General features: G+C 46.8%; 27 protein-coding genes. All 27 read left to right on the top strand.

The annotated features are described in order from the left end of the window. Positions 1 to 8: 8 nt before the first annotated feature. The 27 genes from NLX73_RS10810 to NLX73_RS10680 all read left to right on the top strand — a co-directional run bounded on the left by NLX73_RS10810 (position 9) and on the right by NLX73_RS10680 (position 26,181). Positions 9 to 305 (top strand): CXXX repeat peptide modification system protein, encoded by a 297-nt coding sequence (locus tag NLX73_RS10810; RefSeq protein WP_254326144.1) that lies wholly within the window; start codon positions 9 to 11, stop codon positions 303 to 305. 442 nt (positions 306 to 747) lie between these two features. Further along, entirely contained in the window at positions 748 to 1,377 is a 630-nt protein-coding gene (gene upp / locus NLX73_RS10805; protein ID WP_013312332.1) for a uracil phosphoribosyltransferase, read from the top strand. A 110-nt stretch (positions 1,378 to 1,487) separates the two neighbouring features. Beyond that, positions 1,488 to 2,657, top strand: coding sequence for a non-hydrolyzing UDP-N-acetylglucosamine 2-epimerase (gene wecB / locus NLX73_RS10800; RefSeq protein WP_254326143.1), 1,170 nt, complete (start codon positions 1,488 to 1,490; stop codon positions 2,655 to 2,657). Positions 2,658 to 2,828: 171 nt separating this feature from the next. Next, positions 2,829 to 3,083, top strand: a complete 255-nt coding sequence (locus NLX73_RS10795) for an AtpZ/AtpI family protein (RefSeq protein WP_103047403.1) — start codon at positions 2,829 to 2,831, stop codon at positions 3,081 to 3,083. Beyond that, positions 3,076 to 3,456, top strand: coding sequence for an ATP synthase subunit I (locus NLX73_RS10790; RefSeq protein WP_103047404.1), 381 nt, complete (start codon positions 3,076 to 3,078; stop codon positions 3,454 to 3,456). Before NLX73_RS10795 ends, NLX73_RS10790 begins: the two co-directional genes overlap by 8 nt. 29 nt (positions 3,457 to 3,485) lie before the next feature. Beyond that, a complete protein-coding gene (gene atpB, locus NLX73_RS10785) occupies positions 3,486 to 4,310 on the top strand; it encodes a F0F1 ATP synthase subunit A (RefSeq protein ID WP_103047405.1) in 825 nt (274 codons plus the stop codon). 103 nt (positions 4,311 to 4,413) lie between these two features. Beyond that, on the top strand, positions 4,414 to 4,638 hold the full coding sequence (gene atpE / locus NLX73_RS10780) for a F0F1 ATP synthase subunit C (RefSeq protein WP_025683777.1): 225 nt from the start codon (positions 4,414 to 4,416) through the stop codon (positions 4,636 to 4,638). A gap of 113 nt (positions 4,639 to 4,751) precedes the next feature. Then, positions 4,752 to 5,240, top strand: a complete 489-nt coding sequence (gene atpF, locus NLX73_RS10775; protein ID WP_023990709.1) for a F0F1 ATP synthase subunit B — start codon at positions 4,752 to 4,754, stop codon at positions 5,238 to 5,240. Next, entirely contained in the window at positions 5,237 to 5,782 is a 546-nt protein-coding gene (locus NLX73_RS10770) for a F0F1 ATP synthase subunit delta (RefSeq protein ID WP_061832042.1), read from the top strand. Before atpF ends, NLX73_RS10770 begins: the two co-directional genes overlap by 4 nt. A gap of 19 nt (positions 5,783 to 5,801) precedes the next feature. Next, on the top strand, positions 5,802 to 7,316 hold the full coding sequence (atpA, locus tag NLX73_RS10765; protein ID WP_013312325.1) for a F0F1 ATP synthase subunit alpha: 1,515 nt from the start codon (positions 5,802 to 5,804) through the stop codon (positions 7,314 to 7,316). A 218-nt stretch (positions 7,317 to 7,534) separates the two neighbouring features. Next, on the top strand, positions 7,535 to 8,401 hold the full coding sequence (gene atpG, locus NLX73_RS10760; protein ID WP_039271553.1) for an ATP synthase F1 subunit gamma: 867 nt from the start codon (positions 7,535 to 7,537) through the stop codon (positions 8,399 to 8,401). A 120-nt stretch (positions 8,402 to 8,521) separates the two neighbouring features. Then, a complete protein-coding gene (gene atpD / locus NLX73_RS10755; protein ID WP_013312323.1) occupies positions 8,522 to 9,922 on the top strand; it encodes a F0F1 ATP synthase subunit beta in 1,401 nt (466 codons plus the stop codon). A 69-nt stretch (positions 9,923 to 9,991) separates the two neighbouring features. Next, on the top strand, positions 9,992 to 10,405 hold the full coding sequence (locus NLX73_RS10750; RefSeq protein WP_013312322.1) for a F0F1 ATP synthase subunit epsilon: 414 nt from the start codon (positions 9,992 to 9,994) through the stop codon (positions 10,403 to 10,405). 348 nt (positions 10,406 to 10,753) lie between these two features. Continuing rightward, entirely contained in the window at positions 10,754 to 11,005 is a 252-nt protein-coding gene (locus tag NLX73_RS10745; RefSeq protein WP_013373430.1) for a DUF1146 family protein, read from the top strand. A 323-nt stretch (positions 11,006 to 11,328) separates the two neighbouring features. Next, positions 11,329 to 12,684, top strand: a complete 1,356-nt coding sequence (gene murA / locus NLX73_RS10740; RefSeq protein WP_013312320.1) for a UDP-N-acetylglucosamine 1-carboxyvinyltransferase — start codon at positions 11,329 to 11,331, stop codon at positions 12,682 to 12,684. Positions 12,685 to 12,910: 226 nt separating this feature from the next. Continuing rightward, positions 12,911 to 14,350, top strand: coding sequence for a stage II sporulation protein D (gene spoIID / locus NLX73_RS10735; RefSeq protein ID WP_254326141.1), 1,440 nt, complete (start codon positions 12,911 to 12,913; stop codon positions 14,348 to 14,350). A gap of 70 nt (positions 14,351 to 14,420) precedes the next feature. Next, positions 14,421 to 15,161: a M23 family metallopeptidase gene (locus tag NLX73_RS10730; protein WP_069290539.1), complete on the top strand. Its 741-nt coding sequence runs from the start codon at positions 14,421 to 14,423 to the stop codon at positions 15,159 to 15,161. Between the two features lie 201 nt (positions 15,162 to 15,362). After that, positions 15,363 to 15,650 (top strand): sporulation transcriptional regulator SpoIIID, encoded by a 288-nt coding sequence (gene spoIIID, locus NLX73_RS10725; RefSeq protein ID WP_007432737.1) that lies wholly within the window; start codon positions 15,363 to 15,365, stop codon positions 15,648 to 15,650. A gap of 170 nt (positions 15,651 to 15,820) precedes the next feature. Continuing rightward, positions 15,821 to 16,819, top strand: a complete 999-nt coding sequence (gene mreB / locus NLX73_RS10720; protein WP_254326140.1) for a rod shape-determining protein — start codon at positions 15,821 to 15,823, stop codon at positions 16,817 to 16,819. A 104-nt stretch (positions 16,820 to 16,923) separates the two neighbouring features. Beyond that, positions 16,924 to 17,808 carry a flagellar hook-basal body protein gene (locus NLX73_RS10715; RefSeq protein ID WP_069010009.1) on the top strand — a complete coding sequence of 295 codons (885 nt, stop codon included), beginning with the start codon at positions 16,924 to 16,926 and terminating at the stop codon, positions 17,806 to 17,808. Between the two features lie 13 nt (positions 17,809 to 17,821). Next, entirely contained in the window at positions 17,822 to 18,649 is an 828-nt protein-coding gene (locus tag NLX73_RS10710; RefSeq protein ID WP_061831646.1) for a flagellar hook-basal body protein, read from the top strand. A 10-nt stretch (positions 18,650 to 18,659) separates the two neighbouring features. Next, positions 18,660 to 18,872: a DNA-directed RNA polymerase subunit beta gene (locus NLX73_RS10705; protein ID WP_061831651.1), complete on the top strand. Its 213-nt coding sequence runs from the start codon at positions 18,660 to 18,662 to the stop codon at positions 18,870 to 18,872. 892 nt (positions 18,873 to 19,764) lie between these two features. Next, positions 19,765 to 20,211: a 3-hydroxyacyl-ACP dehydratase FabZ gene (fabZ, locus tag NLX73_RS10700; protein ID WP_013312312.1), complete on the top strand. Its 447-nt coding sequence runs from the start codon at positions 19,765 to 19,767 to the stop codon at positions 20,209 to 20,211. A 94-nt stretch (positions 20,212 to 20,305) separates the two neighbouring features. Further along, the gene (locus tag NLX73_RS10695) at positions 20,306 to 22,024 is read left to right on the top strand and encodes a phospho-sugar mutase (protein ID WP_254326139.1); all 1,719 of its coding nucleotides are present in this window, start codon (positions 20,306 to 20,308) and stop codon (positions 22,022 to 22,024) included. Between the two features lie 259 nt (positions 22,025 to 22,283). Beyond that, the gene (locus tag NLX73_RS10690; RefSeq protein ID WP_254326138.1) at positions 22,284 to 24,299 is read left to right on the top strand and encodes a DUF5693 family protein; all 2,016 of its coding nucleotides are present in this window, start codon (positions 22,284 to 22,286) and stop codon (positions 24,297 to 24,299) included. After that, the gene (gene csaB, locus NLX73_RS10685; protein WP_254326137.1) at positions 24,275 to 25,411 is read left to right on the top strand and encodes a polysaccharide pyruvyl transferase CsaB; all 1,137 of its coding nucleotides are present in this window, start codon (positions 24,275 to 24,277) and stop codon (positions 25,409 to 25,411) included. The genes NLX73_RS10690 and csaB overlap by 25 nt, the downstream gene beginning before the upstream one ends. Before the next feature lie 8 nt (positions 25,412 to 25,419). Continuing rightward, the gene (locus NLX73_RS10680) at positions 25,420 to 26,181 is read left to right on the top strand and encodes a WecB/TagA/CpsF family glycosyltransferase (RefSeq protein WP_165177723.1); all 762 of its coding nucleotides are present in this window, start codon (positions 25,420 to 25,422) and stop codon (positions 26,179 to 26,181) included. The last annotated feature ends 127 nt before the right edge of the window (positions 26,182 to 26,308 follow it).

Below are 26,308 nucleotides of genomic sequence, written 5' to 3'. Positions count from 1 at the left end.
TGCAAATTATGAAAAACGAAATAGTAGGAGTCGTTCTGGAATCCGAAAAAGAAGAAATCTTACAAATGTATGAACGAAAAACTGCATTGCAAGAACTAATAAATACTTTTACCGATACTGCAATGATTCATAATGATTTATATGAGAGGATTGTGAAAGATCTCGGTCAGACTATGGTTGCTATGGAGAACTGGTGGACTTGTACTTCTAAAAAGTATCAATGGAAAAGGCACCCAAACTCTAACTGGACCATAGATTTTAATACTAATGAAATAAACTTGGTAATGAGTGAAGTTAATGCATAATGGTTTGATATTTACACCTGAAAGGAGGTGAAAAATATGAGAAACTTATTTTCCAAAAGAAATGTTGGAAATAGAGAAGATGTTCAAGGCTATTGTGGAACATGTAGCTTTTCCTGTACAGGTGGTTGTGCAACCACATGTACTTTTTCATGTAGTTCAAATTGCACGTATACATGCAGTGGGAAAGCGGTATGGTAATATTATAATTAATCAAGAAATACTTTGGCAAGAGACTGTCACTTGACAGTCTCTTGTTCATTGAGCTTTAAGATTAAGTAGTACCTATATAATGATATACTAATTTTAGTTTATGATTTTTGTACATATAGCCTTTAGTGTAAAAGCACGGTTAGAATGATATAATGATTAGGATTTATGAAGGATACTTGCTAAGTAATTAAAAATAACACAGTATCTGAAGAAGCAACGGAGGGAATATATTATGGCAAAACTGGTGGTTTGCGATCACCCTTTGATCCAACACAAGCTTACATTTATCCGCGATGTGCGGACCAACACCAAGGATTTCCGCGAGCTGGTGGATGAAGTAGCAACATTGATGGCTTATGAAATTACACGGGATATCCCGCTGGAAAGCATTACGGTGCAGACACCGGTTGCTGAGACAGAAGGTAAAGTGATTTCAGGACGTATGCTGGGTCTTATTCCGATTCTGCGTGCAGGCTTGGGTATGCTGGATGGCGTAGTAAAGCTGCTGCCTGCAGCAAAGGTAGGCCATGTGGGACTGTTCCGCGATCCTGAGACGCTGCAACCCGTAGAATACTATACGAAGCTGCCTACAGATGTAACTGAGCGCGAATTGATCGTGATTGATCCGATGCTTGCAACGGGTGGTTCGGCAATTGCGGCGATTGATGTATTGAAAAAGAGAGGCTGTACTCAAATTAAAATGATGAATCTGATTGCTGCTCCTGAAGGAGTCAAAGCTGTGCAGGATGCGCATCCTGATGTAGACATCTATGTCGCTGCATTGGACGAGCGTCTGGATGATCATGGATACATCATTCCGGGTCTTGGCGACGCGGGAGACCGCTTGTACGGAACCAAGTAGACTGCCCTTGGCGGTTCGGCAAAATCTATGGACGTTATGACAGGTCGTTTTTCTGAATAATGGAAGACCTGTGAAGCGGACATTTATTATGAAAAGGGGTTCAACAGAAAATGTCCAAAATCAAAGTGATGACAATTTTTGGTGTGCGTCCGGAAGCGATTAAGATGGCTCCTCTTATTTTGGAGCTTCAGCGTCATCCGGAGCATATCGAGTCCGTGGTATGCGTTACGGCTCAACATCGCCAGATGCTTGATCAGGTTCTGGAAGTTTTCAATATTCACCCTGACTATGATCTGGACGTAATGAAGGATCGCCAAACACTGAATGAAATCTCCATGCGGGTACTTCAAGGTCTGGAGCCTGTATTGCGTGAGGCCAAGCCCGATATCGTGTTAGTTCACGGTGATACGCTGACGACTTTCCTGGCCAGCTATGCAGCCTTTATGCAGCAGATTGAAGTAGGGCATGTGGAAGCGGGTTTGCGGACGTGGAACAAGCTTTCTCCATATCCTGAAGAAATGAACCGTCAGCTCACAGGCGTGCTGTCTGATCTGCATTTCTCGCCTACTTCTTTATCGGCTGGAAATTTGCGGAAGGAAAATAAGCCTGAATCGCGAATATATGTTACAGGCAATACAGTAACTGACGTATTTCAGTATACGGTTCGCCAGGATTACGAGCATCCCGTACTGGACTGGGCTCAGGGCAAACGTCTGGTTCTCATGACAGCACATCGCCGGGAATCCCAAGGGGAACCGCATCGTCAGATTTTTAATGCGGTTAAGCGAATTGCGGATGAGTTTGAGGATATCGCTATTGTTTATCCGGTTCATCCGAGTCCGGCTGTGAAGGAACCTGCATTTGAGATTTTAGGCAACCATCCGCGTATTAAGCTGATTGATCCGCTGGATGTCGTGGATCTTCACAATTTTTATCCACATACACATCTGATCCTTACGGATTCCGGTGGGCTTCAGGAAGAAGCACCTTCGTTCGGAGTACCTGTTCTGGTGCTGCGTGATACGACTGAAAGACCGGAAGGAATTGAAGCGGGCACCTTGGAACTGGTGGGTACGAGTGAAGAGAACGTGTACAATCGGACCAAGGCACTTTTGACAGATTCCGCGTTGTACGAATCTATGAGCCAGGCAGCGAATCCTTACGGCGATGGACAAGCATCAGTAAGAATTGTCAATGCGATTTTGCACCATTATGGTGTTCAAACCGAACGTCCTGAAGAATTTCACACAATGTTCACAAAAGGTGTTCGTCCGATATAATTATTCTTTACAAGGCAAGCATACAGTTAAACTGTACGGTTACCAAGGGATACAGCAATTTAAGATGCTTTGTCGTTTGATTTTATACTTTAGGGCGCTAAAATATCTCAATTGACAAAGCATCTTATATTTAAGTAAAATGGACTGGAATTGCAGGGGTGACATGGAAAAGTGGTCAAACCTTCCAAGCAAAACAACAACCGAAATAACACCGGAAATGCCTTTAAGGCTATAGGACTGGTGAGCGCGATCGGCATTGATTTGGCGATATGCACACTGGGTGGTTTCTATGTCGGAAAATGGATTGATGCCAAACTTGGTGGCTCCGGAATTTGGATTGGCGTAAGCGTTCTCGCAGGCTTGGTTGTAGGCGCATTAAGTATTGCCCTTGTGATCGGAAAGGTACTGAGGGATAACCATGAATGAGATGACCCGTATGCAAAAAATGTTATGGATCGTAGCGCTTGGTATTATGGCTCTGTGTTTCCTGGTCTCCGCCTTCATGCCCCAACATCGTGACATTGCTCACGGAATCATTCTGGGAACGGGAGTAAGCTGTCTTAATGTGCTGTATATGGCCTACAAAATTCGACAGGTTGCAAGTGCAGCCGCCGGTGAAGGCAAGAAGAAAAAGGTGGGCATTGGCTTTGGCGTTCGAGTAGGGACCTCTATTTTGGCAGTAGTGCTGGCGCTAGAATTTCCGGCCTATTTCCATGAGATCGCTGTAATGGCAAGCCTGGTGACTGGACAATTTCTTCTTTTAATTATAGGCATCATATTCGCGCTACAGGAAAAATGATGGCTCAACTGAGAAAGGGGTGAGAAAACATGTTGCATGAATCACCGATTATCGAATTGGGCGGGTTTAACATTGACTTGTCCGTCATTATTATGCTTATTGTGACTTGTGCGATTGTATTTGGACTGGCATTTGCTGCAACCCGCAATTTGTCTGTGGACAATCCAAGCAAGCTGCAAAATTTTATGGAATGGGTCGTAGAATTCGTTCAAGGACTGATTACCAGCACGATGGATTTGAAAAAAGGGAAGCCGTTCCTCTCCTTGGGGATGACGCTGATCATGTTCATTTTCGTAGGGAATATGCTGGGCTTACCGTTCGGGATTGTGACCGAATTCGATAATGCGCAAAGTGCCCAAGTATTTGGACATGAAATCATTCCAGTCAAAGAAGCATTAGAACAAGCACAGGCGTCTCACCCGGGCGAAGTTGCCCATGTAGGCATCAGCTGGTGGAAATCACCTACCGCAGATGCAGGGGTATCCATTGGATTGGCTTTGATGATCTTTGTCCTGGTTCATTTCCTAGGGATCTTCCGTAATACCAAAGCTTACTTCAAGCATTACGTTCAGCCATTTCCATTCTTTTTGCCAATTAACTTGATTGAGCAGTTTTCAAAACTGTTGACACATGGTATGCGTCTATTCGGTAATATTTTTGCTGGCGAAGTTTTGATCAGTGTCCTGCTGAAATTGACAGCACTTGGTGTAGGAGGCTGGATTGCTTCCGTATTGGGACTCGTTGTCTGGCAAGGGTTTAGTATTTTTGTCGGCAGTATTCAGGCGTTCGTCTTCACCATTTTGACGTTCGTATATATTTCACAGGCAATTGACACGCATGAAGAAGAGCATTAGGTAAATTTAGTTTCGGGTTTTTAGTTAAGTTCAGGAGTACGCTTCGCTCTTAACTGCAAATACATGTATAACACAAATACACATCTCTAAGGAGGATTTTTAAATGGGAGCTTGGGCATTAATAGCAGCAGCTATCGCAGTAGGTTTGGGTGCGCTCGGCGCAGGTATTGGTAACGGTCTGATCGTAAGTAAAACAGTTGAAGGTATCGCTCGTCAGCCTGAGGCTAAATCAACTTTGCAAACGGTAATGTTTATCGGTGTAGGTCTGGTTGAAGCCTTGCCTATTATCGGGGTCGTTCTGGCGTTTATTTTCTACGCTAAGGCATAATAATTTGAAACTTGCAAGGTTTGGCGGGGAAGGCCACAGCCATCCGCGCCTTCTTTGTTGCTTGGCTTAAGAGATAACTAGGACCGACGTTCACCGGAAAGGAGTGACTTCAATTGAGTTTAAATTGGACAAGTATCGTTTTCACAATCATTGCATTTTTGATCTTGTACTGGTTACTGACGCGTTATGCATTCGGCCCTCTCTTTTCCGTTATGGAGAAGCGCCGTCAGCTTGTATTACAGCAAATGAATGAAGCGGCACAGACGCGTGAACAGGCTGCTGCTTATGTTGAGGAGCAAAAGCAGGCTCTCCAGCAGGCACGTAAGGAAGCGTACGACATTATTGAGCAGTCAAAACAAACAGGTAACAAGCAAGCGGAGCAAATTATTGTTCAGGCTAAAGACGAAGCTGTCCGCCTGAAAGACGAAGCTGTTCGTGAAATCACAAGCGAGCGTAATAAGGCGGTTGCCGAACTGCGCAGCGAAGTGGGTAAAGCTTCGGTACAAATTGCTTCCAAACTGATTCAAAAGGAAATCAAGGAAGACCAAGTCCAAGGAGAGCTTGTCGACCAATACCTTAAAGAGGTAGGAGGCAAAGCATGAGCCGGGATACGGTAGTTGCCAAACGGTATGCGAAAGCTTTGTTTGAAGTGGCAGAGCAAGAACAGACCATTATGGAAACCGAGCAGGAGCTACGTGCTTTTGTAGAGGCTGTATCGGGGGATGCTGAAATCCGTAAATTCATTAATTCTCCTAACATTACGGAAACGGTCAAGCTTCAAGTTCTGGCTAACAGTTTTGAAGGCAAGCTGTCTGCTTCGCTAATTAACACGATCAAACTGTTGATTCAGCGTAGTAGAGCAGATTTGTTCGAATCTCTCCTTGCCGGATACCTCGATATTCAGGAATATAAGCTGGGGCTTGCTCATGCAAAGGTGTATTCGACTTATGCTTTAAGTGATCAGGAAAAAACAGCGGTAGCCGAGCAATTCGGAGCCCGTGAACATAAAACAATCCGCGTGGAAAATATAGTGGACCCGAGTCTGCTGGGCGGATTGAAAGTGGTTATCGGCGATACACTGTACGACGGCAGTCTGGCCGGCAAGCTGGATCGTCTCGAGAAATCCTTTAACAGACGAGTATAGAAGATAGGGGTGAACACACTTGAGTATCAAACCTGAGGAAATCAGTTCATTGATTAAAAGTCAGATTGAACAATATAAAAATGATATCGAGGTCGTTGAAGTCGGCACTGTTGTTGAAGTCGGCGACGGTATTGCCCGCGTCTACGGACTGGAAAAAGTTATGGCCGGTGAATTGGTTGAATTCGACACTGGCGTATTGGGCTTGGCGCTCAACGTGGAAGAAAGCAATGTCGGTGTTGTTATTTTGGGTCAATTCTCCGACATTCGTGAAGGCGGTCAAGTAAAACGTACAGGTCAGATCATGCAGGTCCCTGTAGGGGAAGCGCTGATCGGACGTGTAGTTAACCCACTGGGACAACCGGTAGACGGTAAAGGACCGATTGCTACAACAGAATTCCGTCCGGTTGAAAGTCAGGCTCCAGGTGTTATGGCCCGTAAATCGGTACATGAGCCTATGCAGACGGGGATTAAAGCTATTGATGCGATGGTTCCGATTGGTCGTGGTCAACGTGAGTTGATCATCGGTGACCGTCAAACAGGTAAAACTTCTATCGCAATCGATGCAATTTTGAACCAAAAAGGCAATGGCATGAAATGTATTTATGTCGCTATTGGTCAAAAACAATCCACGGTAGCTCAAGTTGTTGAAACATTGCGTCGTCACGGTGCGCTGGAATACACGATTGTCGTTACGGCATCTGCTTCCGAACCATCACCATTGCTGTACATTGCTCCTTACTCTGGCTGCGCCATGGGTGAGTATTTCATGTACAAAGGCGAGCATGTCCTTGTTGTTTATGATGACTTGACTAAACAAGCGTCAGCTTACCGGGAATTGTCCCTGTTGCTGCGTCGTCCACCGGGTCGTGAAGCTTATCCGGGTGACGTTTTCTATCTTCACTCTCGCTTGCTGGAACGTGCAGCGAAGCTGAATGATGAGTTGGGCGGCGGATCACTTACCGCATTGCCGTTCATCGAGACACAGGCTTCCGACGTTTCTGCATATATCCCAACTAACGTTATTTCCATCACGGATGGACAGATCTTCCTGGAAGCTGACTTGTTCTATGCAGGGCAACGTCCAGCGATCAACGTAGGTATTTCCGTATCTCGTGTAGGTGGTTCTGCTCAGATTAAAGCGATGAAAAAGGTAGCAGGTTCCCTGCGTCTGGATCTTGCTCAATATCGTGAGCTTCAAGCGTTCTCCCAATTCGGGTCCGACTTGGATAAATCCACAAAAGCCCGTCTGGATCGCGGCGCACGCATGATGGAAATTCTGAAACAGGGCGTTAACCAACCGCTTGCTGTAGAGCAACAAGTAGTGAGCTTGTATACTGCAGTAAAAGGCTTCCTTGATGATATCCCTGTAGCGGATGTAAAACGTTTTGAAAAAGACTTCCTGTCTTTCATGGTGTCTGACCATCAGGACGTGCTTCAATCTATCCGCGACACGAAAGACTTGGTGGCTGATAACGAAGCGGCTTTGAAGGCGGCTATCGAGAAATTCAAAAAATCATTCGCCACGTCGGTTTAATACATTGGAATTGCCTGTTTATGATGAAAGATGTCCTAAGGAAGCGTGCCCTCCGGGTTTTGGCTTCCTTGGCATGTTTTACCCTCTATAACAGGCCCTTTAACATATGTCCGGCTGGATTTGAATCTTACGAAGTGCTTAGACTTGGTCCAAGCTAAGCTAAGGGATTGCTTACGAAGTTAGCTTTGGCTTTGCTAGAGCTTAAAGGTGGTGAAATCATGGCAAAAGGTATGCGCGAGATTAAACGTCAGATTAAAAGTGTGCAGAGTACGAAACAGATCACGAAAGCGATGGAAATGGTCGCTGCATCCAAGCTGAGAAAAGCTCAGGAGAAAGCGGAGTCGGCTCGTCCTTACTCAGAAAAGCTTAAGGAAGTTGTGAGTAGCATTGCTTCTGGAGCGAATAACATCAAGCATCCAATGCTGGAAACGCGTCCGGTTAAAAAGACTGCTTATCTCATCATTACATCTGATCGTGGTCTGGCTGGTGGTTATAACGCCAATATTTTGCGACAGGTTACGCAGACGATTGCTGAACGTCACCGTTCACAGGATGAATTTGTGATTTTCATCATTGGGCGAAAAGGACGGGATTATTTCAGACGTCGTGAATTTCCTATCGCTGAATCGGTAACAGATCTGTCAGATACACCTGCTTTTGCAGATATCAAAACAATTGCAAGCAAGGCTGTACAAGGCTTTGAACTTAAAGAATTTGATGAGCTTTATCTATGCTATAACCGCTTTGTCAACGCATTGACTCAAATTCCAACAGTTGACCGTCTGTTACCAATGGCAACACCGGATTCAGCTACAGCTTCATCCTCAATTAACTATGAGTATGAGCCTTCACCAGAAGGAGTGCTGGAAGTATTGCTGCCGCGTTACGCGGAAACGCTCATTTACGGCGCTTTGCTGGATGGTAAAGCTAGTGAACTGGGAGCGAAGATGACGGCGATGGGATCTGCTACGAAGAATGCTTCCAAGTTAATTGGTGAGCTTTCCTTGACCTATAACCGTGCTCGTCAAGCGGCTATTACCCAGGAAATTACGGAAATCGTTGCAGGGGCAAGCGCTCAGTCTTAATCAGGCTTGTTGCGACTGTTTTATAGCATGTCTACACTATTATGATAAATTGCGGGCGCAAAACAAATCAGAGTGGTTCGGATTTGCGGCTGTGCAAGCTTGTAGGAGGGAAACCAAAAGATGAACAAAGGACGCGTAGTGAGCATCATGGGTCCGGTTGTCGACGTTGAGTTCGAACGTGGACAGCTTCCGGAAATCCTGAATGCCATTCATATTGGGACTGTGCTGGAGAGCGGAGTCAAAATTGACCTGACGCTCGAAGCTTCAAAACATCTAGGTGACAACCGTGTGCGTTGTATTGCCATGTCTTCCACAGATGGTCTGGTTCGTGGAGCTGAAGCCATAGATCTGGGAGCACCTATTTCAGTACCTGTCGGCGAAGCTACTCTTGGACGCGTATTTAACGTACTTGGAACGCCAATTGATAATGGTGCTGATATGAGTGAAACGGCTAGAAATCCGATTCACCGTCAAGCTCCTTCTTTCGATGAGCTGACAACTCAAGCAGAGATGCTCGAAACAGGTATTAAAGTTATCGATTTGCTAGCTCCTTATGCCAAAGGTGGTAAAGTCGGATTGTTTGGTGGTGCTGGTGTAGGTAAAACTGTAACCATTCAAGAATTGATTAACAATATCGCTCAGGAGCATGGTGGTATTTCTGTATTTGCGGGTGTAGGTGAACGCACACGTGAAGGAAATGACTTGTATCATGAAATGAGAGATTCCGGCGTTATCAACAAAACAGCGATGGTGTTCGGACAAATGAACGAACCTCCGGGTGCACGTTTGCGTGTAGCTCTCACAGGTCTGACGATGGCGGAATACTTCCGTGACCAAGAAGGCCGTGACGTGTTGCTCTTTATTGATAACATTTTCCGCTTTACTCAAGCGGGTTCTGAGGTTTCGGCCTTGTTGGGACGTATGCCTTCAGCAGTAGGTTACCAGCCTACGCTGGCTACTGAGATGGGTCAATTGCAAGAACGGATTACTTCTACTAAAAAAGGTTCTGTTACTTCCATTCAGGCGATCTATGTGCCTGCGGATGACTACACTGACCCGGCTCCTGCTACGACGTTTGCCCATTTGGATGCTACAACGAATCTGGAACGTAAAATTTCCGAAATGGGTATTTACCCGGCGGTTGATCCACTCGCATCAAGCTCCCGTATTTTGGCTCCAGACGTTGTGGGTGAAGAGCATTACAATGTAGCGCAAGGGGTAAAACAAATTTTGGCCCGCTACAATGAGCTTCAGGATATCATTGCGATCTTGGGTATGGATGAGCTGAGTGAAGAAGATAAAATGTTGGTAGCACGTGCACGTAAAATCCAGCGTTTCCTTTCTCAACCTTTCCACGTTGCCGAAGCATTTAACGGCTTCCCAGGTAAATATGTGCCGGTTAAAGAAACTGTACGAAGCTTCAAAGAAATTTTGGAAGGCAAGTATGACCATCTTCCAGAAGCGGCTTTCCTTTTTGTAGGAGCCATCGAAGAAGCAGTTGAAAAAGCTAAAACGTTGTAAACAACAGGCGAAGAATAGCCGAGCCTTACGAAGTGAGCTGTCTGTGGACAGCTTCCAGGAGGGATTCAAGTGAGCACGTATTTACTAGAGATTGTGACGCCGGAGCGCCTGGTCTATACAGAACAGGTAAACAGCATCAGTGTTCGCGGCTCGGAAGGCGATCTTGGGATTTTACCCGGACACCTTCCCTTGGTCACTCCCTTGAAGATTGCACCGATACGCATTAAAATCGGTGGTCAAACCGAAGTGATCGCGGTCAATGGGGGCTTTCTTGAAGTCCGCAAGGATAAAGTGGTCATTTTGGCTGAGAGTGCGGAACGTTCCGAAGAAATTGATGTGGAGCGTGCCCGTGCGGCAAGGGAGCGGGCAGAACTGCGGCTCCAGAGCAAACAGGAACAGATAGATCACCATCGGGCGGAAGTAGCTCTGCAACGGGCGCTTAACCGTTTAAATGCTACAAGCATCAGAACCAATAAGAATTAATATTGGATTTTAAGTGGAATTTTAAAAGGGTTCGGCATAGTATACGGATGGAACGACAAGGAGACCACTTCATAACTTCTGCCAAAGAATGTCCGGTAGAAGGTGAGGGAGAACCTTGCTTCCTTCGATCACTGTGATCGGGCCCTTTTTTTAGCTGTTATTACCAAAATGTACAGTCCTATTTCTTGCCCGGTTGCTAGGTATTTAGTACCTTTTAAATTCACAAAACAGAAGTGATTAATCACATTTTGTCGAAAAAAATGTCCTAAAAGCAGAAATAGCACTGGCATATTAGGCGTTCGCCGAGTATTATAAAGAAGTCTGTGACGCAGATGGGAGGAATTATGGTTGAACGGGAAACAGCAATTGGCTGAACAGCTAAGTCAATCGGCGAGTATGACCGCGCTGATCTCCATGATCGTGTCGCTTATCTGTATAGCGTTAGCTTGGTGGGCTTTACAGAGCTTGAAGCTGGATTTGTTAATCCGGCAACCCAAAGGACCGCAGGGCAGATTGCTGCACTTGTTTCTTGCTATAATCTTGGGACAGTTGGTTTCTGGGTTCCTGTTGAGCTACATCTCTTGGAGCCAGATGCTCTAGAATTTGTTTTAACATGAAGTAGGCGGGTTATATGACCTTATGACTGTGTCTCTGCGGGAATTGTCGAATAACATCGCGTCATATTGTTAACAATGGTAAACAAAAGAACCATACATGTATAGCTGGCTGAATCAGTTAGAGTACAATGGTCATCAAGTACAAAAAACGCTTGTATACTTGTTTTAATCAGTGGTATGATGGCAGTTAGGGTATTAGTAAAACCTTGTTTTTTTATGTAATGAAAAAGCAAGGCATGAAAATAGCGGAATATGTTCTTTTTTTCCAGAATGGAAAAGGGAAATGACGCGCGGAGGGAACCATAGATGAGCAAATTTATCGTCCGCGGTGGCAACAGATTGACCGGGAGTGTCAAAGTCAGCGGAGCCAAAAACTCAGTTCTGCCGATCATCGCCGCTTCTCTGCTAGGAGAAGAAGGAGAAAGTGTTATTATTGATGCACCTCCTCTAGACGATGTGATGACCATTAACAAAGTGCTGGAGTCCTTAGGAGCAGGCGTTACATACCAAGATGAGGTCATTCGTGTTGACGCGCGGAAGATAATTTCCTGTGAAGCCCCTTACGAGTGGGTTAGGAAAATGCGCGCATCATTCTTGGTTATGGGACCGCTGCTTACACGTTTGGGACGTACAAGAATCTCGCTTCCAGGCGGATGCGCAATCGGAACGCGACCAATTGATCAGCATTTAAAGGGGTTTGAGGCATTGGGCGCGGAGATTAGCCTGGGCCAAGGTTTTATTGAAGCTAAAAGTAACGGGCGTCTGCGTGGAGCTAAAGTTTATTTGGATGTAGCCAGCGTAGGAGCAACCGAGAATATTATGATGGCCGCTACTCTTGCTGAGGGCGTAACTACCATCGAGAATGCTGCTAAGGAACCTGAGATTGTTGATCTCGCAAATTTCCTGAATGGAATGGGTGCCAAAGTACGCGGTGCGGGTACGGGCGTTATTCGTATTGAAGGCGTCGAGAAGCTGCATGGTGTAAAACATACCGTCATTCCCGACCGGGTAGAAGCAGGTACTTATATGGTTGCTGCTGCGATCACAGGCGGGAACGTATATGTAGAAGGCGCAATATCCGATCATTTGGGACCGGTTATTTCCAAGATGGAAGAAATGGGTGTAACCATTCAACCTGATGAGAACGGAATTCGTGTCATTGCAGATAAGCCGTTAAAGGCCGTTGATGTTAAAACATTGCCTTATCCTGGTTTTCCTACCGATATGCAGTCTCAGATGATGGCACTTCAACTTGCCGCTGAAGGAACGAGCATTATTACGGAAACCGTGTTTGAAAATCGTTTCATGCATGTGGATGAATTTCATCTCATGAATGCCGAAATTAAGGTCGAAGGTCGTTCCGCCATTGTAACTGGTAATGCTAAGCTGACAGGTGCGAAAGTAACCTCTACAGATTTGCGTGCAGGTGCTGCGTTAATTCTGACCGGACTCATTGCGGAAGGTACAACGGAGGTATCCGGCGTACATCACATCGATCGCGGTTACGTTCATTTGGCTGAGAAGCTGACTGGATTGGGAGCGGACATTTACAGAGTGACCGTGGAAGAGTCCAAACTGGATCATTCACCCAGTACAGAGCGCGTAATGCCGGAAGAGACGTCGGGGAATCTGTTTAAGAAGATCCAGCCTTCCCTCGCCTAAGCCTTAACGTATGTAGCTTCATGTTGCATAAGTATATTCTTGAACAATAAAGAACCAAGTCCGAAAGGGCTTGGTTTTTTGTTGTTTGCAGCCAGTCTTTTTCATTCTTTCAGTTCTCTTAAAATGGTTCTATCAAAGTGGACGACTTCATATGATTGAAAATATCTGCTGGAGTATATCTGTACTTCCAGCCGGACACTTAGCCCTTTGATGGAGGTTTCAGCCTATGAAAGATTCACAGGTTCGCATCCGTATACCCATTCATCATCCTAAGGAACATTGCCAGGCTTCACTTGCGGAGGAACGCTCTGGCTCTATAGCTACTTCGTTACAGAAAAATAAGCTTATGCAACAGCAGCCGGACACAAGAGGTACATTGCCGACTGGCGTCAAGCCCAATCGGCGTACAACAGCCGTGCCTTCCGCTGTGAACTCCGTTGATACGGCTCTGCCTATCGCTGGAGCAGCGGCCCATGACACACGCGCTGCAACCCCGCTGCAAGTGACGCTGCCGCACCTGCGTCCATCCGCCGGGCGTACCCCGCGCTGGGGCAGTAGACGCCCATGGCTGCCATTCGCTGCCATGGCAGGGGTGCTGGTGCTTGCCATGGCTGTGCCCGCGCTAATGGCGTGGCCTCGCCAGACGGCGCAGCCGTTGCCGCCGAGCAGTCGCACGGCAGCACCAGCTGCGCCTAGCGTGACGGCAAAGGGCGAGACGCCCGTCACGCGCTTGCCGGGCGTCCCGCCGATACCGGCGGTGCCCGCTGCTCCAGCGCGCAGCGTGCCGGTGGCAGCAGAGCCGGACGTGCGCGTGTACGTTACGTCTACCGGTCGCACGGAGACGTTACCGCTGGAGCAATACATTGTCGGCGTAGTAGCCGCCGAAATGCCGCCCAGCTTCGAGCGCGAGGCACTAAAAGCACAGGCTATTGCCGCGCGTACCTTCATTGCCCGACGTTTGCTGGCTGATGACACTAGCGGTGCGCCGGCGGGAGCTGATGTGACGGATACTGTTAAACATCAGGCTTATATCTCCAAAGCCAAACTTACTAGAGAATGGGGGCGTTCTGGTAAATCCGCAGAGCTGGCTAAAATTCAGCAGGCTGTACGAGACACCAAGGATACGATCATGGTATATGAGGGGAAGCCCATAACGGCATCTTTTTTTTCTACTAGCAACGGCTATACCGAAAATTCAGAGGATGTATGGGCGAAGCCAGTACCCTATTTACGAAGTGTGTCAAGTCCATGGGACAAGCAGTTGGCCCCGCGTTATACAGATACCGTCACACTGAGCCGTCAGAGTGTGTTCGATAGATTGGGATTGAGTCGTACTGCAATTGCCGCCTCTACTGGAGGAGGAAGTATGCCAGAGATTCGTATACTCTCCAAGACGGAAGGACATCGCATCAAGAAGATTGAGGTTGGTGGCTCAATCTTTACAGGGCCGGAAATCCGTAACAAACTGGGGTTACGTTCGGCTGAGTTTACGTGGAAGGCTGAAGGGGATCGGATTGCTATAACAACCTATGGTTATGGTCATGGTGTTGGTATGAGTCAGTGGGGAGCCAATGGAATGGCCAAGGAAGGTCATACTGCCACCCAAATTCTCCTTCACTATTATACTGGCATTTCTTTTGCGTTAGCCTCTCGTATTCTAAGTTAGTAAATATTTCGAAACTTTGAAGTATAAAAGAGTTGCACCCGGTAACACTGGTTACTGAGGTGATGAGCAAATGAATGAACAAAATAAAAACCAGAACCAAAACCATGAAGAAACACCCAAAACCTTTCAGGGTGGAAGAGCTTCACGGCCGTCTTCGTGGAAAAAGCTGTTGTCCAAAAGGTGGGCATACCCGGCAGCCTACATTGCCGCAGCAGCCATTATACTAACCTTAGTGTGGGTCTATCAGGATGCCAGCCAGAAGTCTTTCAAACCTGACCCAGCTAGTCCATCGGTACAAAGCACAAGTGCAGTGAATACCGATGTTAACGGACAACAGCCAGAAAGCGTGGAAGTAGTTGCCCAGTCGGAAAATATCGCATGGCCAGTGACAGATGCTGGCGCAGTACAAGTCGTAAAGCCGTTCTTTGATGAGAACGCAACAGCTGATGAGCAGGCGGCAGCTATGGTAGAGTACGATAAAACATTTACCGCTAACACTGGAATTGATCTTTCCCGGGCCGACGATCAGGCGTTTGAAGTGAGAGCCGCCCTGAGTGGCAAAGTATCCCGTGTAGAACAACATCCGCTGGTAGGTAATGTCGTAGAAATCACGCATGATAATAATCTCAAAACGGTGTACCAAAGCTTGAGTGATCTGAAAGTAAAAGAAGGCGATCAAGTGAAACAAAACGATGTGATTGCTTCAGCGGGTCGTAACGAGCTTGAAAAGGATTTGAAAACACATCTGCATTTTGAAGTGTATCAGGATGACAAGCCGGTGAATCCAGCAGGTCTGCTTCCTAAAAAATAAATTTGGTCATGGCTTTGCATGCAAAGCGGGGAATCCATATTCCCTGCTTTTTTCTTGTGTAGTTTTTGTGCATAAGGTAAACATAAGCTGCTTTTGCCAAATAAATAGGCCTTCCGAAGCATGTCTTCCCGCCAAACCGCGAATATATAGGCACGCTCCTCATATAATGTACCAAACTATCCACAGTAGGGAGGCGGGAGCGTGCACGATTACATCAAGGAACGGACCATCAAAATCGGTCGCTGTATCGTGGAAACAAGGAATACGGTCCGTACGATTGCCAAGGAATTTGGTGTCTCCAAGAGCACGGTGCATAAAGATCTGACCGAACGGCTGCCTGAAATCAACCCGGATCTTGCCGATCAGGTGAAGCACATTCTCGAATACCATAAATCCATCCGCCATCTGAGGGGAGGAGAAGCGACGAAAATTAAGTACAAAAAAACGAGTGGCAAACGAAGGGAGATCCTCGTTTCCGGCAAGTCCTAAAAATATATAGTGAATTGGCTGGCAAAGCCATTGAATCAACCCCCTGAAGTATGATATGTTAAAAGATGGTACAAGACGAAAAATGACATGTAACCGTAGGTTTATACATATATTTGCCGCTTCTTGTCGAATCTTAGCTTTTAAAATATCACTTTGGGGGCCTTTTTAATATGTTCAGTAATGATATCGGTATCGACCTCGGTACGGCCAACGTGCTTATCCACGTCAAAGGGAAGGGGGTTGTTCTTGACGAACCTTCCGTTGTCGCGATAGAAAGCGATACAAAAAGAGTTCTGGCTGTCGGAGAGGAAGCGCGCCGTATGGTGGGACGTACTCCTGGTAATATCATAGCCATCCGTCCATTACGTGATGGTGTCATCGCCGATTTTGAAGTAACAGAAGCGATGTTAAAATATTTTATCAATCGGGTAGGGGGAAAAAGCTGGTACAGCCACCCTCGTATTCTAATTTGTGCGCCGACGAACATTACCTCAGTGGAGCAAAAAGCGATTCGTGAAGCGGCGGAGCGTAGCGGGGCCAAGGAAGTATTTTTGGAGGAAGAACCAAAAGCGGCTGCCATCGGGGCAGGAATGGATATTTTTGAGCCTAGCGGCAACATGGTAGTGGATATTGGTGGCGGAACGACTGACGTTGCAGTCCTCTCTATGGGGGATGTCGTAACAGCTTCTTCCATTAAAATGGCAGGGGACAAATTTGATACAGCCATAATGAAATATGTAAAAACGAAGTACAAGCTTTTGATCGGGGAACGTACGGCTGAGGATATCAAGATTGCTATCGGAACTGTGCATCCGAGCGGACGGCGTGCAGAAATGGACATCCGTGGACGGGATATGGTATCCGGATTGCCCAAAACGTTAAGTATTTCTGCGGATGAAGTGCAGGATGCGCTTAAAGATCCTGTGTCGGCGATTGTTGCCGCGGCCAAGTTTGTATTGGAGCAGACCCCACCGGAACTGTCAGCTGATATTATTGACCGTGGTGTTATTTTGACTGGTGGCGGTGCCTTGCTTAGCGGATTGGACGAGCTGCTTGCTGAAGAGTTGCGTGTTCCGGTACTGGTTGCCGAAGATCCGATGCATTGTGTCGTTAAAGGTACAGGAATTATGCTGGATAATTTGGATCATGTGGTTAAGAAAAAGTTCTAATCTGCCGATAGTGACTATAAGAGACTCGTGTGCGGTCAGACAGGTTGCCTGCCTCCGCGCGAGCATATGATTTTAGCAGAGTATAGGATTGGGGTGCACCATACATGTTGAGAGGTTTATATACTGCGGCCGCCGGATTGATGACACAACAACGACGCCATGACACCGTGACGCAAAATATTGCTAATATGAATACGACGGGATACAAACAGGAGAACAGTGTTCAGCGTTCTTTCCCCGAAATGCTTATTTCCATGACGGGTGGTAACCCTGATAACCCGGACCGTACGGTCGGCAAGCTCAATACTGGCGTTTTTGCTGAGGAAAGCCTCTCCCCTTACATTCAGGGAGCATTAAAGGACAGTGGACAAGCGACGGATTTCGCGATACAGTCCAATATTAATGTGAACGACCCAGCTACTGGTCAACCTATGGCTTTTGATCAGGCAGGGAAATTCATCAATGCTAACGGTGAAGTCACCTACCGTCCAGAAGCGTTTTTTTCGGTGCGGGACAGTAATGGTAACGTTCGTTATACACGTGATGGACATTTTCAAGTAAATGGAGCGGGAGCATTGCTTTCATCGACTGGCTCAGCGGTGCTGGATACGAATGGAAAGCCAATTCAATTGACGGGGGCTGTCTCAGCGCTTAAAGTAAATGAGCGAGGCGAATTGGTAGATAGCCAGTCCAACCAGACATTAGGGACGACGCTCGGTATTAGTGTCATTGATCGTCCGTACCAGCTCGTTCGTGAGGGCAATGGGAATTTCCGCCTGAATGATACTGATGGTGCTACAGCTAGAATGATGACCGCTAATGATGCTGTGTCCGTTCGTCAAGGTTATCTGGAGGTATCTAATGTAGATGCTTCACAGTCGATGGTGGATATGATGGCTGCGTTAAGAGCGTATGAGGCGAATCAGAAGGTAATTCAATTTTACGATAAAAGCTTGGACAAGGCCGTTAATGAAGTAGGCCGTGTATAACAGGGGGTAAGTGATGAACAACTCCATGATTGGCGCAATGGTATCTATGGCCAGTGTGCAGCAGCGTTTGGATTTAATTGCCGATAATATTGCTAATATCAATACAGTTGGTTATAAGAGTAAACAGGGTTCCTTTGAAGATGTATTGGCCAATGTGCAGCAACAGCCTTCAACGTATCTCCAAAATGGACGAGCCATGCCGCTCGGCTATAATTTGGGCTACGGAGTTAAAACGGCCGCAATCATGAAAAATATGGAGCAAGGTCCGCTCAAGGAGACGGGACTTCCTACCGATCTGGCGATTCAAGGTAATGCCATGTTTGAAGTCCAGGGAAATGGGCAAAAAGCTTGGACCCGTGACGGTAGCTTTCATTTTGTTCCTGATCCGAATGATAGTGCGACGATGATGTTGACCACTGCTGAAGGTTACTCCGTGCTGGATAACAATGATGTTCCTGTGACTGCTCCAGCGGGTTCCAAGGTGGCTATTAACTCGGATGGCGAATTGCTGATTCGTGCTAATGGAATTGGGAATCCGACGGTTGGTCAGAGAATCAAGCTAATGGATGTACAGCGTCCAGAAGGACTGGAACAGCGGGATGATAACCTATTCGTGTTGTTGAATGGTGTAACAGAGGCAAATGTATTCGGAGCAGCAGGTGTGGCAGGTGCAGTTCCAGCGGACGTATCTGTGCGTTCCGGTTATCTTGAGGAATCTAATGTGGATTTAGCGGGCGAAATGACGGATATGATGCAAGTTCAGCGGATGTATCAAATGGCGGCACGGGCACTAACTTCTAGCGATACGATGATGAACCTGGCCAACAATCTGAGGGCTTAAGGATTTGGTGATGAAAGAAGAACAATCTGATTCCCGTCCGGTGCCTGAAAAGACGAAGTCCCGCTGGCGTACTGCTCGTTATTTCATAGTTCCGTTGCTGCTCCTGTTATCGCTGTTAGGCGGCTTAATTGCAGGATATGTAATTGTAGGTAAGCAAGGGTTGTCAGGCGTGTTCGAGTGGAAAACCTGGCAGCATGTCATTGATCTTATATTTGCGCCTTAATTTTACTTTAAAAGAGTGGGGTGGCGGGAAAAGACCGCTCCGCGTGCAGATTGTTCTTCCGATTGCTGTTATCCCCAGATTCCTTTTGATTATAAAACATTGGAGGTTTGAATCCGGGGATAAAGGCAAACGCTGCGCTTCTTCAGAACAATTCTGCCCGCTCCGCTGGCTACCCGCCATCAGGCCACTTTTATTAAAATAAACCACCCGCAATTTGTGTGGGTAGTATATAACAAAACCCTGTGCCAGTGGCGCAGGGTTTTGTTATGCTTTTAAGGGAGGGGCCTCCAGCGTAGCACGCATGGATTGTGGCCAATGAAGGCCATCACAGAGGCCTTCGGTTTTCTCTGCCCTTCACGGCAAGCGAGCATTATTGAAGCGAGCTTTCTTTTTGAGCCAAGAGTAACTCGGCGGAGGGGATGGAATCGTTCTGAAGAAGCGATAGCGTTCGCCTTTAACCTCGGATTTTACCCTTGAATTCTTATACATTGAAAAAATCCGAGGTTAACAGCGATCGGAAGAATGATCCATTCCCGCAGCCTGTCCCCCTTTGCTCAATTGAAGCTCCACTTTACCCATAATAGGAGCACCCAATATGGTACTTCCGCGTAATTTTCTTTTTGCATCTGTTAACTGTATAATGATGGGGAAGTTTATAACACTGCGGGGTAAAACCAAGCACGGGCAAAAGGGCTTCTTCGCGCCTCAGGTTGCATAACCGGCGGAAAAAGCCCCTTATCTCAACCTCCACTTCTGCAGTAGGTGAAGGATATCTAACATTGTTGCCGTTATGAGCTGTTTTTATGCAGCGTAAGCGGGGTAATATTATGCTTGCAGTAACTCATGACTGATACAGAGTCAAACCTGCAAGCGGGAGGAGTTATTAAGGTAAATGGACAAATTGCAATTGGATGTTAATCAAATTCAGGAGATTATCCCACATCGAGCGCCTTTTTTATTGGTGGATCGTATTATTGAGCTGGAGGAAGGGAAAAGAGCAGTAGGCATTAAAAATGTAACGATGAATGAGCCTCATTTCATTGGACATTTTCCGGGGTATCCTGTTATGCCTGGTGTGTTGATCACCGAAGCACTGGCTCAAGTTGGGGCTGTCGCATTACTGCACCTAGAGAGCAATCGTGGCAAAATCGGGTTCTTGGCAGGGTTGGATGGTTTCCGTTTCCGTGGGCAGGTGGTTCCTGGGGATACACTGACGCTTGAAGTGGAAATCACTCGTTCCAAAGGCGCATTTGGCAAAGGGAAAGCTACGGCTAAAGTAGGCGATACGGTAGTAGCTGAGGGCGAAATTATGTTTGCTTTATCTGACCCTCCCCAATAAATAAAGCTCTGCCGACATAAGCACGACGTACTGAGTGCATGTGTACATAGAAATCCTGTTTTGACAACCCAAAAATGGAGAGGGGAAATTCCGTATGACGCAGTTGAGTAAAAAAGCACTAGAAGGCATTGAGAGCTGGCTGCAAGACCCTTATATTGATGAAGAGACCAAACAGGAGTTGCGCGCATTGGAAGGCAACGAGCAGGAACTGGAGGATCGCTTTTACAAAGAGCTGGAATTTGGTACAGGCGGTCTGCGTGGAGTGATCGGGGCAGGAAGTAACCGGATGAACCGTTACGTCATTGGACGGGCGACTCAAGGGCTGGCTCGCTATATTTTAGAACAGCATGCTGGTAAAGAAGGCAAACCTTCGGTTGTTATTGCACATGATTCGCGTCATTTTTCACCAGAATTTGCTCTGGATGCAGCTTTGGTGCTGGCGGGCAATGGTATCGTGGCTAAGTTGTTCCCTTCCTTGCGTCCAACGCCACAGCTTTCGTTTAGTGTACGTCATTTGGGAGCCAGTGGAGGGATTGTTGTGACAGCGAGTCACAATCCTCCTGAGTATAATGGATACAAGGTATACAACGATGAAGGGGGTCAGCTTGTTCCAGATCAGGCTGAACAGGTAATTGGTTATATCCGCGAGGTTCCTTCGTTTGCCGACATTCGCAGTCTGACACGTGAGGAAGCAGAGGCACAGGGATTGTTGGTTTGGCTTGGAGAAGAGGAAGATGAAGCGTTTGTAGATACGGTAGCCAGTGTGAGTGTGAACCGTGAGCTGATTGCAGCCGGACCAGGCAAAAACTTCAAAGTTGTGTTTACACCTCTCCATGGCACTGGAAATGTACCGGTTCGTCGTGTGCTGGAGAAAATTGGTTTTGAACAGGTGCATATTGTGCCTGAGCAAGAGTTGCCAGATGCTGAATTTTCGACTGTCAAGTCGCCAAACCCAGAAGAACGTGATGCGTTTAAGCTGGCAATTGCGCTGGGTGAGAAAATTGGTGCAGATCTGTTGATCGGAACAGACCCCGATGCTGACCGTATGGGTGCAGTTGTGAAAAACCGTGATGGCGAATATGTGGTATTGTCCGGTAATCAGTCTGGCGCGATCATGGTTTACTACTTGTTGAATCAACTGAAAGAAACAGGCAAGCTTCCGAATAATGGGGCTGTTATCAAAACCATCGTAACCAGCGAAATGGGTGCAGTCATTGCCGAACATTTTGGAGCAACCGTGTTTAACACGCTAACTGGCTTCAAGTATATTGGCGAGAAAATGAACCAATTTGACCAAACTGGCGAGTACACCTACCTGTTTGGCTATGAAGAGAGCTATGGTTATTTGGCAGGGAATTATGCTCGCGATAAGGATGCTGTCTTGGCGGCTATGCTGATCGCTGAAGCTGCTGCTTATTACAGCACACAAGGTAAGACGCTCTATGATGTTTTACAAGAGCTGTACGAGCAGTTTGGCTACTTCCTTGAGAAGCTGGAGTCTCGTACCCTTAAGGGTAAGGATGGAGTGGCACAAATTCAGGGCAAAATGACCGATTGGCGTAGCAACGCGCCTCAAGAGATTGCAGGCGTGAAGGTAGACAAGGTACTGGACTACTCACAAGGTCTGGACGGACTTCCACAGGAAAATGTACTCAAATTCTTACTGGAGGACGGTTCGTGGTTTTGCCTGCGCCCTTCGGGCACAGAGCCGAAAATCAAAGTATACTTTGCGGTACGCGGTTCCTCGCTGTCAGACGCGGAGCAAAGAATCAGCCATCTGGTCGATGCTGTTATGGCTCGCGTAGACGCTTGAGAAAAATCCCTTTATAATAGAATAGGTTAAGGTAATTGGATAAGATATAGTAATCGGTGACCTCTCACGGCAAAGGGCAGTACGCCGTGGAGGTCATTTCTGTATTGCAGAATAACCTGGAAGAGGCTTTGGGAAAATAGGCTTATTCCGGCAACGGAGGATTTTGCAAAATTCAATGAGTGACCTACCAAAAGGCTGAGTACGACAAGGTGGGCAGCATTGAATTTTGCAAAATCCCGAATATTAAGGAGGTTCTTTGGTGTATCAGAAATGGCAGTATTGGAATACGGCTTCTCGAAAATGGTTATGGATTTTGGTGGCTGTCGGCTTGCTGGCTTCCATTCCAGTCATCGCCGATCGTGTGAAGACAGAATCCTCGAGTAAAAAAGTAGAGATTGTATTCGATTATCGGGATTTGACGGAGGCAGCCTCGTATCAGGCTCACCCGCAGGACTATCTGAATGAGCAACTTGACCGCTTACAGCAAGCGGGTGTGAACAGCATGGCGATGTATGAAAGTACGTTGGATGATTTCCGTAAAGCGGGTCGCGTCGTAACCTATACGACTCAGAACGTTGCCGATATGGAAAAACGGCTTTCACCTGCAAATGAGAATTTTACGTATATTGTTTTCGCTGATAAAGAAAATGCCGAGGCATTAAAGCCGTTAATTTTACGTACGTTTACAAGCCTGGACATCAATGTAAAACCTTGGACTTATCAGGGACAGGAAGGTTTAGTTGTGGAAACATCTCCAGAGGATGCATATCTCAAGCCCATGCAGCCTGACCCGATTGCGATGAAGCAGCTTCGGAGCAAAGGATTTTTTATTGTTCCACGGATGAGCGACAGTCTTCCTTACAACCAGGAGTTGACGGAAGAGATGCTTGCTTCCTTTCAGCAAAATGGTGTAAAACGCATTTTGTTTGAAGGTGATTCAGTCAAAGGCTTCACCGATAACGAGAAAGAGCATAGCTTAGCGGCATTTGCTAAATTGCTGAACAAATACGATATTGGCCTAGCTGCTATCGAAAACTTAAAAAAACCGCAAGCAGGCTTCAATAAGCTCGCTTACGATATCCACTATAACGTTGTGCGTTTATACTCATTGAGCGATAAAGATTCAACGCTCGATGTTGAAACGTTGGCCGATCGTTTTGCATTGGCCACCAAGGACCGTAATATTCGCATGTTGTATCTGAATACCGCGCCTAGCCGTAGTATTGCTGAAGCCAAGGTGAAGGATTCGGTAGATAACCTAATCCACAGCTTGGACAAGCCGGGTAACGCTGTACAACGGATGGAGAAAAAGGGGTTTGAACTCGGACAGGCTGAACCGTTCCAAGTCGTCGATTCGTCCATTCAGCGCTATCTGAAAATGATTGTCGTACTAGGTGCACTGGCATTCTTCTCCATTATGGTGTCCTATTTCGTCCCGGCATTGACTTTGCTGGCATTTGCACTTGGCTTGGTAGGTTCAGCAGGACTTTATGTTTTGAACTCTAGCTTGATGGAGCAAGGCCTGGCCCTACTCGCAGCGATTAGCGGACCTACGGTTGCAATGATCATCGCTGTGCGTACGATTAGAATTAAACGTGAACAGGGTGCTGAACTTTCTGTAGGTCAGCGTTTGATTCAAACGTTTATACTGTACGTGCAGACGGCGATTTTGTCGCTGGCTGCGGTGCCTTTCGTTATTGCGCTGTTGAACAGTATTGCCTACAGCCTTGTGCTGAATCAATTTAGAGGTGTAAGCTTGCTTCACGTTCTGCCGATCTTCTTGGCAGCGATATATATTTTCTTTTATCGTGGCGTTTCTATACGGGAGGAAATTTCCAAGCTGCTACGTACGCCGATTACTGTATTGTGGGTTATCGCACTGGCTGTTATCGCAGCCGCAGGTTATTACTATTTGACTCGTACCGGAAATGCGGGTACGGTGTCGAACACGGAGTTGGTCTTCCGGAACTTCCTTGAAAATGCGTTTGGTGTACGTCCGCGCAATAAGGAATTTTTGATGGCTCACCCACTGTTTATTGCAGGGGCATTCCTGGCTTTGAAATATCGCAAAGCAATCTATTTGCTGATTATAGCTGCTATTGGTCAAGCCTCTATGGTGGATACCTTTGCTCACATTCACTCTCCAGCGGCATTGTCGCTTAGTCGCGGGCTGTTAGGATTGGGCTTGGGCCTGGTGCTGGGAATCATCGCAATTGTCGTGTGGCAAGTGCTGGAAGGGTGTTGGAAGAAATGGTCACCACAGCTCAAACGATAATCATCTCGGGTTATTACGGCTTTAACAATAGTGGAGATGAGGCGGTGCTTAAGTCGATTTTGACAGCTTTAGAGGAGGAGAGTCGTCAGGCGGGGATTACAATCAAGCCTGTTGTTCTGTCTTCTGACCCCGCTTGGACACAGAAAATGTACGGAGTAGAAGCTGTACCACGGATGAGTCTAGGGGAAGTTCGTAGAGCGATTAAAAACAGCGATGGGCTAATAAGTGGCGGCGGGAGTTTGCTCCAGGATGCAACAAGCCCTAAAACTATTCCGTATTATCTGGCGATTCTGAAACTGGCCCAATGGGCTGGAAAACCGACGTTTGTATATGCTCAGGGCATTGGTCCGGTACAACGGAAGATATTTTATCCTATGATCCGTTCTGTGTTTCAGCGCTGTGAATATGTTTCTGTAAGAGATGAGCAGTCTGCCGCACTACTGGGTACTATGAAACTAAAGAACCCGGTTGTCGAAGTTGTTCCTGATCCGGTAATGGGGCTTCCATTGCCCTCGGGTTCCGAGCTGCATAAAGCAGCAACTGAAACGGATAAGGATAAACTTCCGATCGTTGGTGTATCTGTACGTTACTGGGATAAGGAGCGTCGCGATTTAACGGCTATTGCGGACGGCTTGAAAAAATTAGCTGCTGAGCGCCGTGTACACTTACGCTTTTTACCTTTCCATCTGCCTGATGACGAGCAGGCTTCAAGGATGGTAATGGATTTGTTGGGGGATATTAGGGGGACGGGAAGCCTTGTCAGCATGTGCGATCAAGTCACCGATCCTCAACAGATGCTTTTGGAAGTCAGTCGTTGCAGTTTGATGATCGGGATGCGATTACACAGCTTGATCTATGCAGCATCCCACCAGGTGCCTCCGTTGGGGATATCCTACGATCCCAAAATTGATCATTTCCTCAGCCGTGTCGGTAGCCAGCCTGTAGGCACTACAGAGGCACTGGATGGACAAACGCTGGCTAATGAGTCTATGCGGTTGCTGGATCAGCGAAGTCAATGGATCGAGAGCCAGGGAGCGGCCATTGCTTTGTTAAAAAGTGAGGCTCGCTTACCGGCACAGCATATCGTTAATTACTTGTGTCGCAAAGGATGATGGATACAGTGACAGTTGATAAGGTTACGAATGTGCCTACCGTCCCGATTTTCGGTGTTCCGGTATCAAGGCTTAATATGAAAGATACATTAAATGTATTAATTCAAGCAGTGGAGTCTCGCCGGCCCCATCAAGTGATCACTGCCAATCCGATTATGGTAATGGCTGCATTGGAAGATCCAGTGTACATGGACGTGATGAAACAGGCAGAGTTGATTGTTCCAGATGGGACTGGCGTGGTCTGGGCTGCAAACTATGTAGGACATCCTGTACCTGAGCGGGTAGCGGGCTTTGACTTGTTACATGAATTACTTGCAGCTGGAGAAAACTATCATTGGAAGGTTTATTTACTGGGATCAACATCTGAGGTGATTCAAGCGACCGCAAAGCGGGTACATGAGCTTTATCCCCGGATTACGGTTTGTGGCAAGCGTGATGGCTTTTTTGGACCTAAAGAGGATGAAGCGGTGATTGCAGCCATTCGTGAAGCAAATCCCGATTTGTTGTTTGTAGCACGTGGAGCGGACACACAGGAACCCTGGATTGGTAAATATAAGGAACAACTGGGTGTACCGGTGATGATGGGGGTTGGCGGTAGCTTCGATGTTATATCAGGCAGAACCAAACGCGCACCTAAATTGTTCCAAAAGCTACGGGCTGAATGGTTATATAGACTCCTCAAAGAGCCAAGCCGATACAAAAGAATGCTTGCGCTGCCGAAATTCGCCGCGAAAGTGATGCGCGAAAAAGAAAACGTCACAAAAGTGTGATAAATAGCTTGAATCTGCCTTCAAAACCCGCTAATTTGCCAGAATATGAAGCTTGGTATTTATTTTTGATCAGAGTATAATTCAATGCGGTTACATCTGAAAAGGGATTGCTTTAAAATTGGGGGTC

Source organism: Paenibacillus sp. CH40 (assembly GCF_024213605.1).
In the GTDB taxonomy this organism is placed as follows: Bacteria; Bacillota; Bacilli; order Paenibacillales; family Paenibacillaceae; genus Paenibacillus; species Paenibacillus polymyxa_B.
The sequence above is the reverse complement of the archived record's forward strand: the minus strand, read 5'-3'. Positions and strand labels throughout refer to the sequence as shown.

Coding starts and splice junctions, on each gene's coding strand:
- NLX73_RS10730 (WP_069290539.1), top strand. CDS start 14,421: ATGAATGAACAAAATAAAAACCAGAACCAAAACCATGAAGAAACACCC.
- atpG (WP_039271553.1), top strand. CDS start 7,535: ATGGCAAAAGGTATGCGCGAGATTAAACGTCAGATTAAAAGTGTGCAG.
- NLX73_RS10710 (WP_061831646.1), top strand. CDS start 17,822: ATGAACAACTCCATGATTGGCGCAATGGTATCTATGGCCAGTGTGCAG.
- NLX73_RS10770 (WP_061832042.1), top strand. CDS start 5,237: ATGAGCCGGGATACGGTAGTTGCCAAACGGTATGCGAAAGCTTTGTTT.
- NLX73_RS10790 (WP_103047404.1), top strand. CDS start 3,076: ATGAATGAGATGACCCGTATGCAAAAAATGTTATGGATCGTAGCGCTT.
- atpE (WP_025683777.1), top strand. CDS start 4,414: ATGGGAGCTTGGGCATTAATAGCAGCAGCTATCGCAGTAGGTTTGGGT.
- NLX73_RS10715 (WP_069010009.1), top strand. CDS start 16,924: ATGTTGAGAGGTTTATATACTGCGGCCGCCGGATTGATGACACAACAA.
- wecB (WP_254326143.1), top strand. CDS start 1,488: ATGTCCAAAATCAAAGTGATGACAATTTTTGGTGTGCGTCCGGAAGCG.
- NLX73_RS10705 (WP_061831651.1), top strand. CDS start 18,660: ATGAAAGAAGAACAATCTGATTCCCGTCCGGTGCCTGAAAAGACGAAG.
- atpB (WP_103047405.1), top strand. CDS start 3,486: ATGTTGCATGAATCACCGATTATCGAATTGGGCGGGTTTAACATTGAC.
- mreB (WP_254326140.1), top strand. CDS start 15,821: ATGTTCAGTAATGATATCGGTATCGACCTCGGTACGGCCAACGTGCTT.
- upp (WP_013312332.1), top strand. CDS start 748: ATGGCAAAACTGGTGGTTTGCGATCACCCTTTGATCCAACACAAGCTT.
- atpD (WP_013312323.1), top strand. CDS start 8,522: ATGAACAAAGGACGCGTAGTGAGCATCATGGGTCCGGTTGTCGACGTT.
- fabZ (WP_013312312.1), top strand. CDS start 19,765: ATGGACAAATTGCAATTGGATGTTAATCAAATTCAGGAGATTATCCCA.
- spoIID (WP_254326141.1), top strand. CDS start 12,911: ATGAAAGATTCACAGGTTCGCATCCGTATACCCATTCATCATCCTAAG.
- murA (WP_013312320.1), top strand. CDS start 11,329: ATGAGCAAATTTATCGTCCGCGGTGGCAACAGATTGACCGGGAGTGTC.
- NLX73_RS10810 (WP_254326144.1), top strand. CDS start 9: ATGAAAAACGAAATAGTAGGAGTCGTTCTGGAATCCGAAAAAGAAGAA.
- NLX73_RS10695 (WP_254326139.1), top strand. CDS start 20,306: ATGACGCAGTTGAGTAAAAAAGCACTAGAAGGCATTGAGAGCTGGCTG.
- csaB (WP_254326137.1), top strand. CDS start 24,275: ATGGTCACCACAGCTCAAACGATAATCATCTCGGGTTATTACGGCTTT.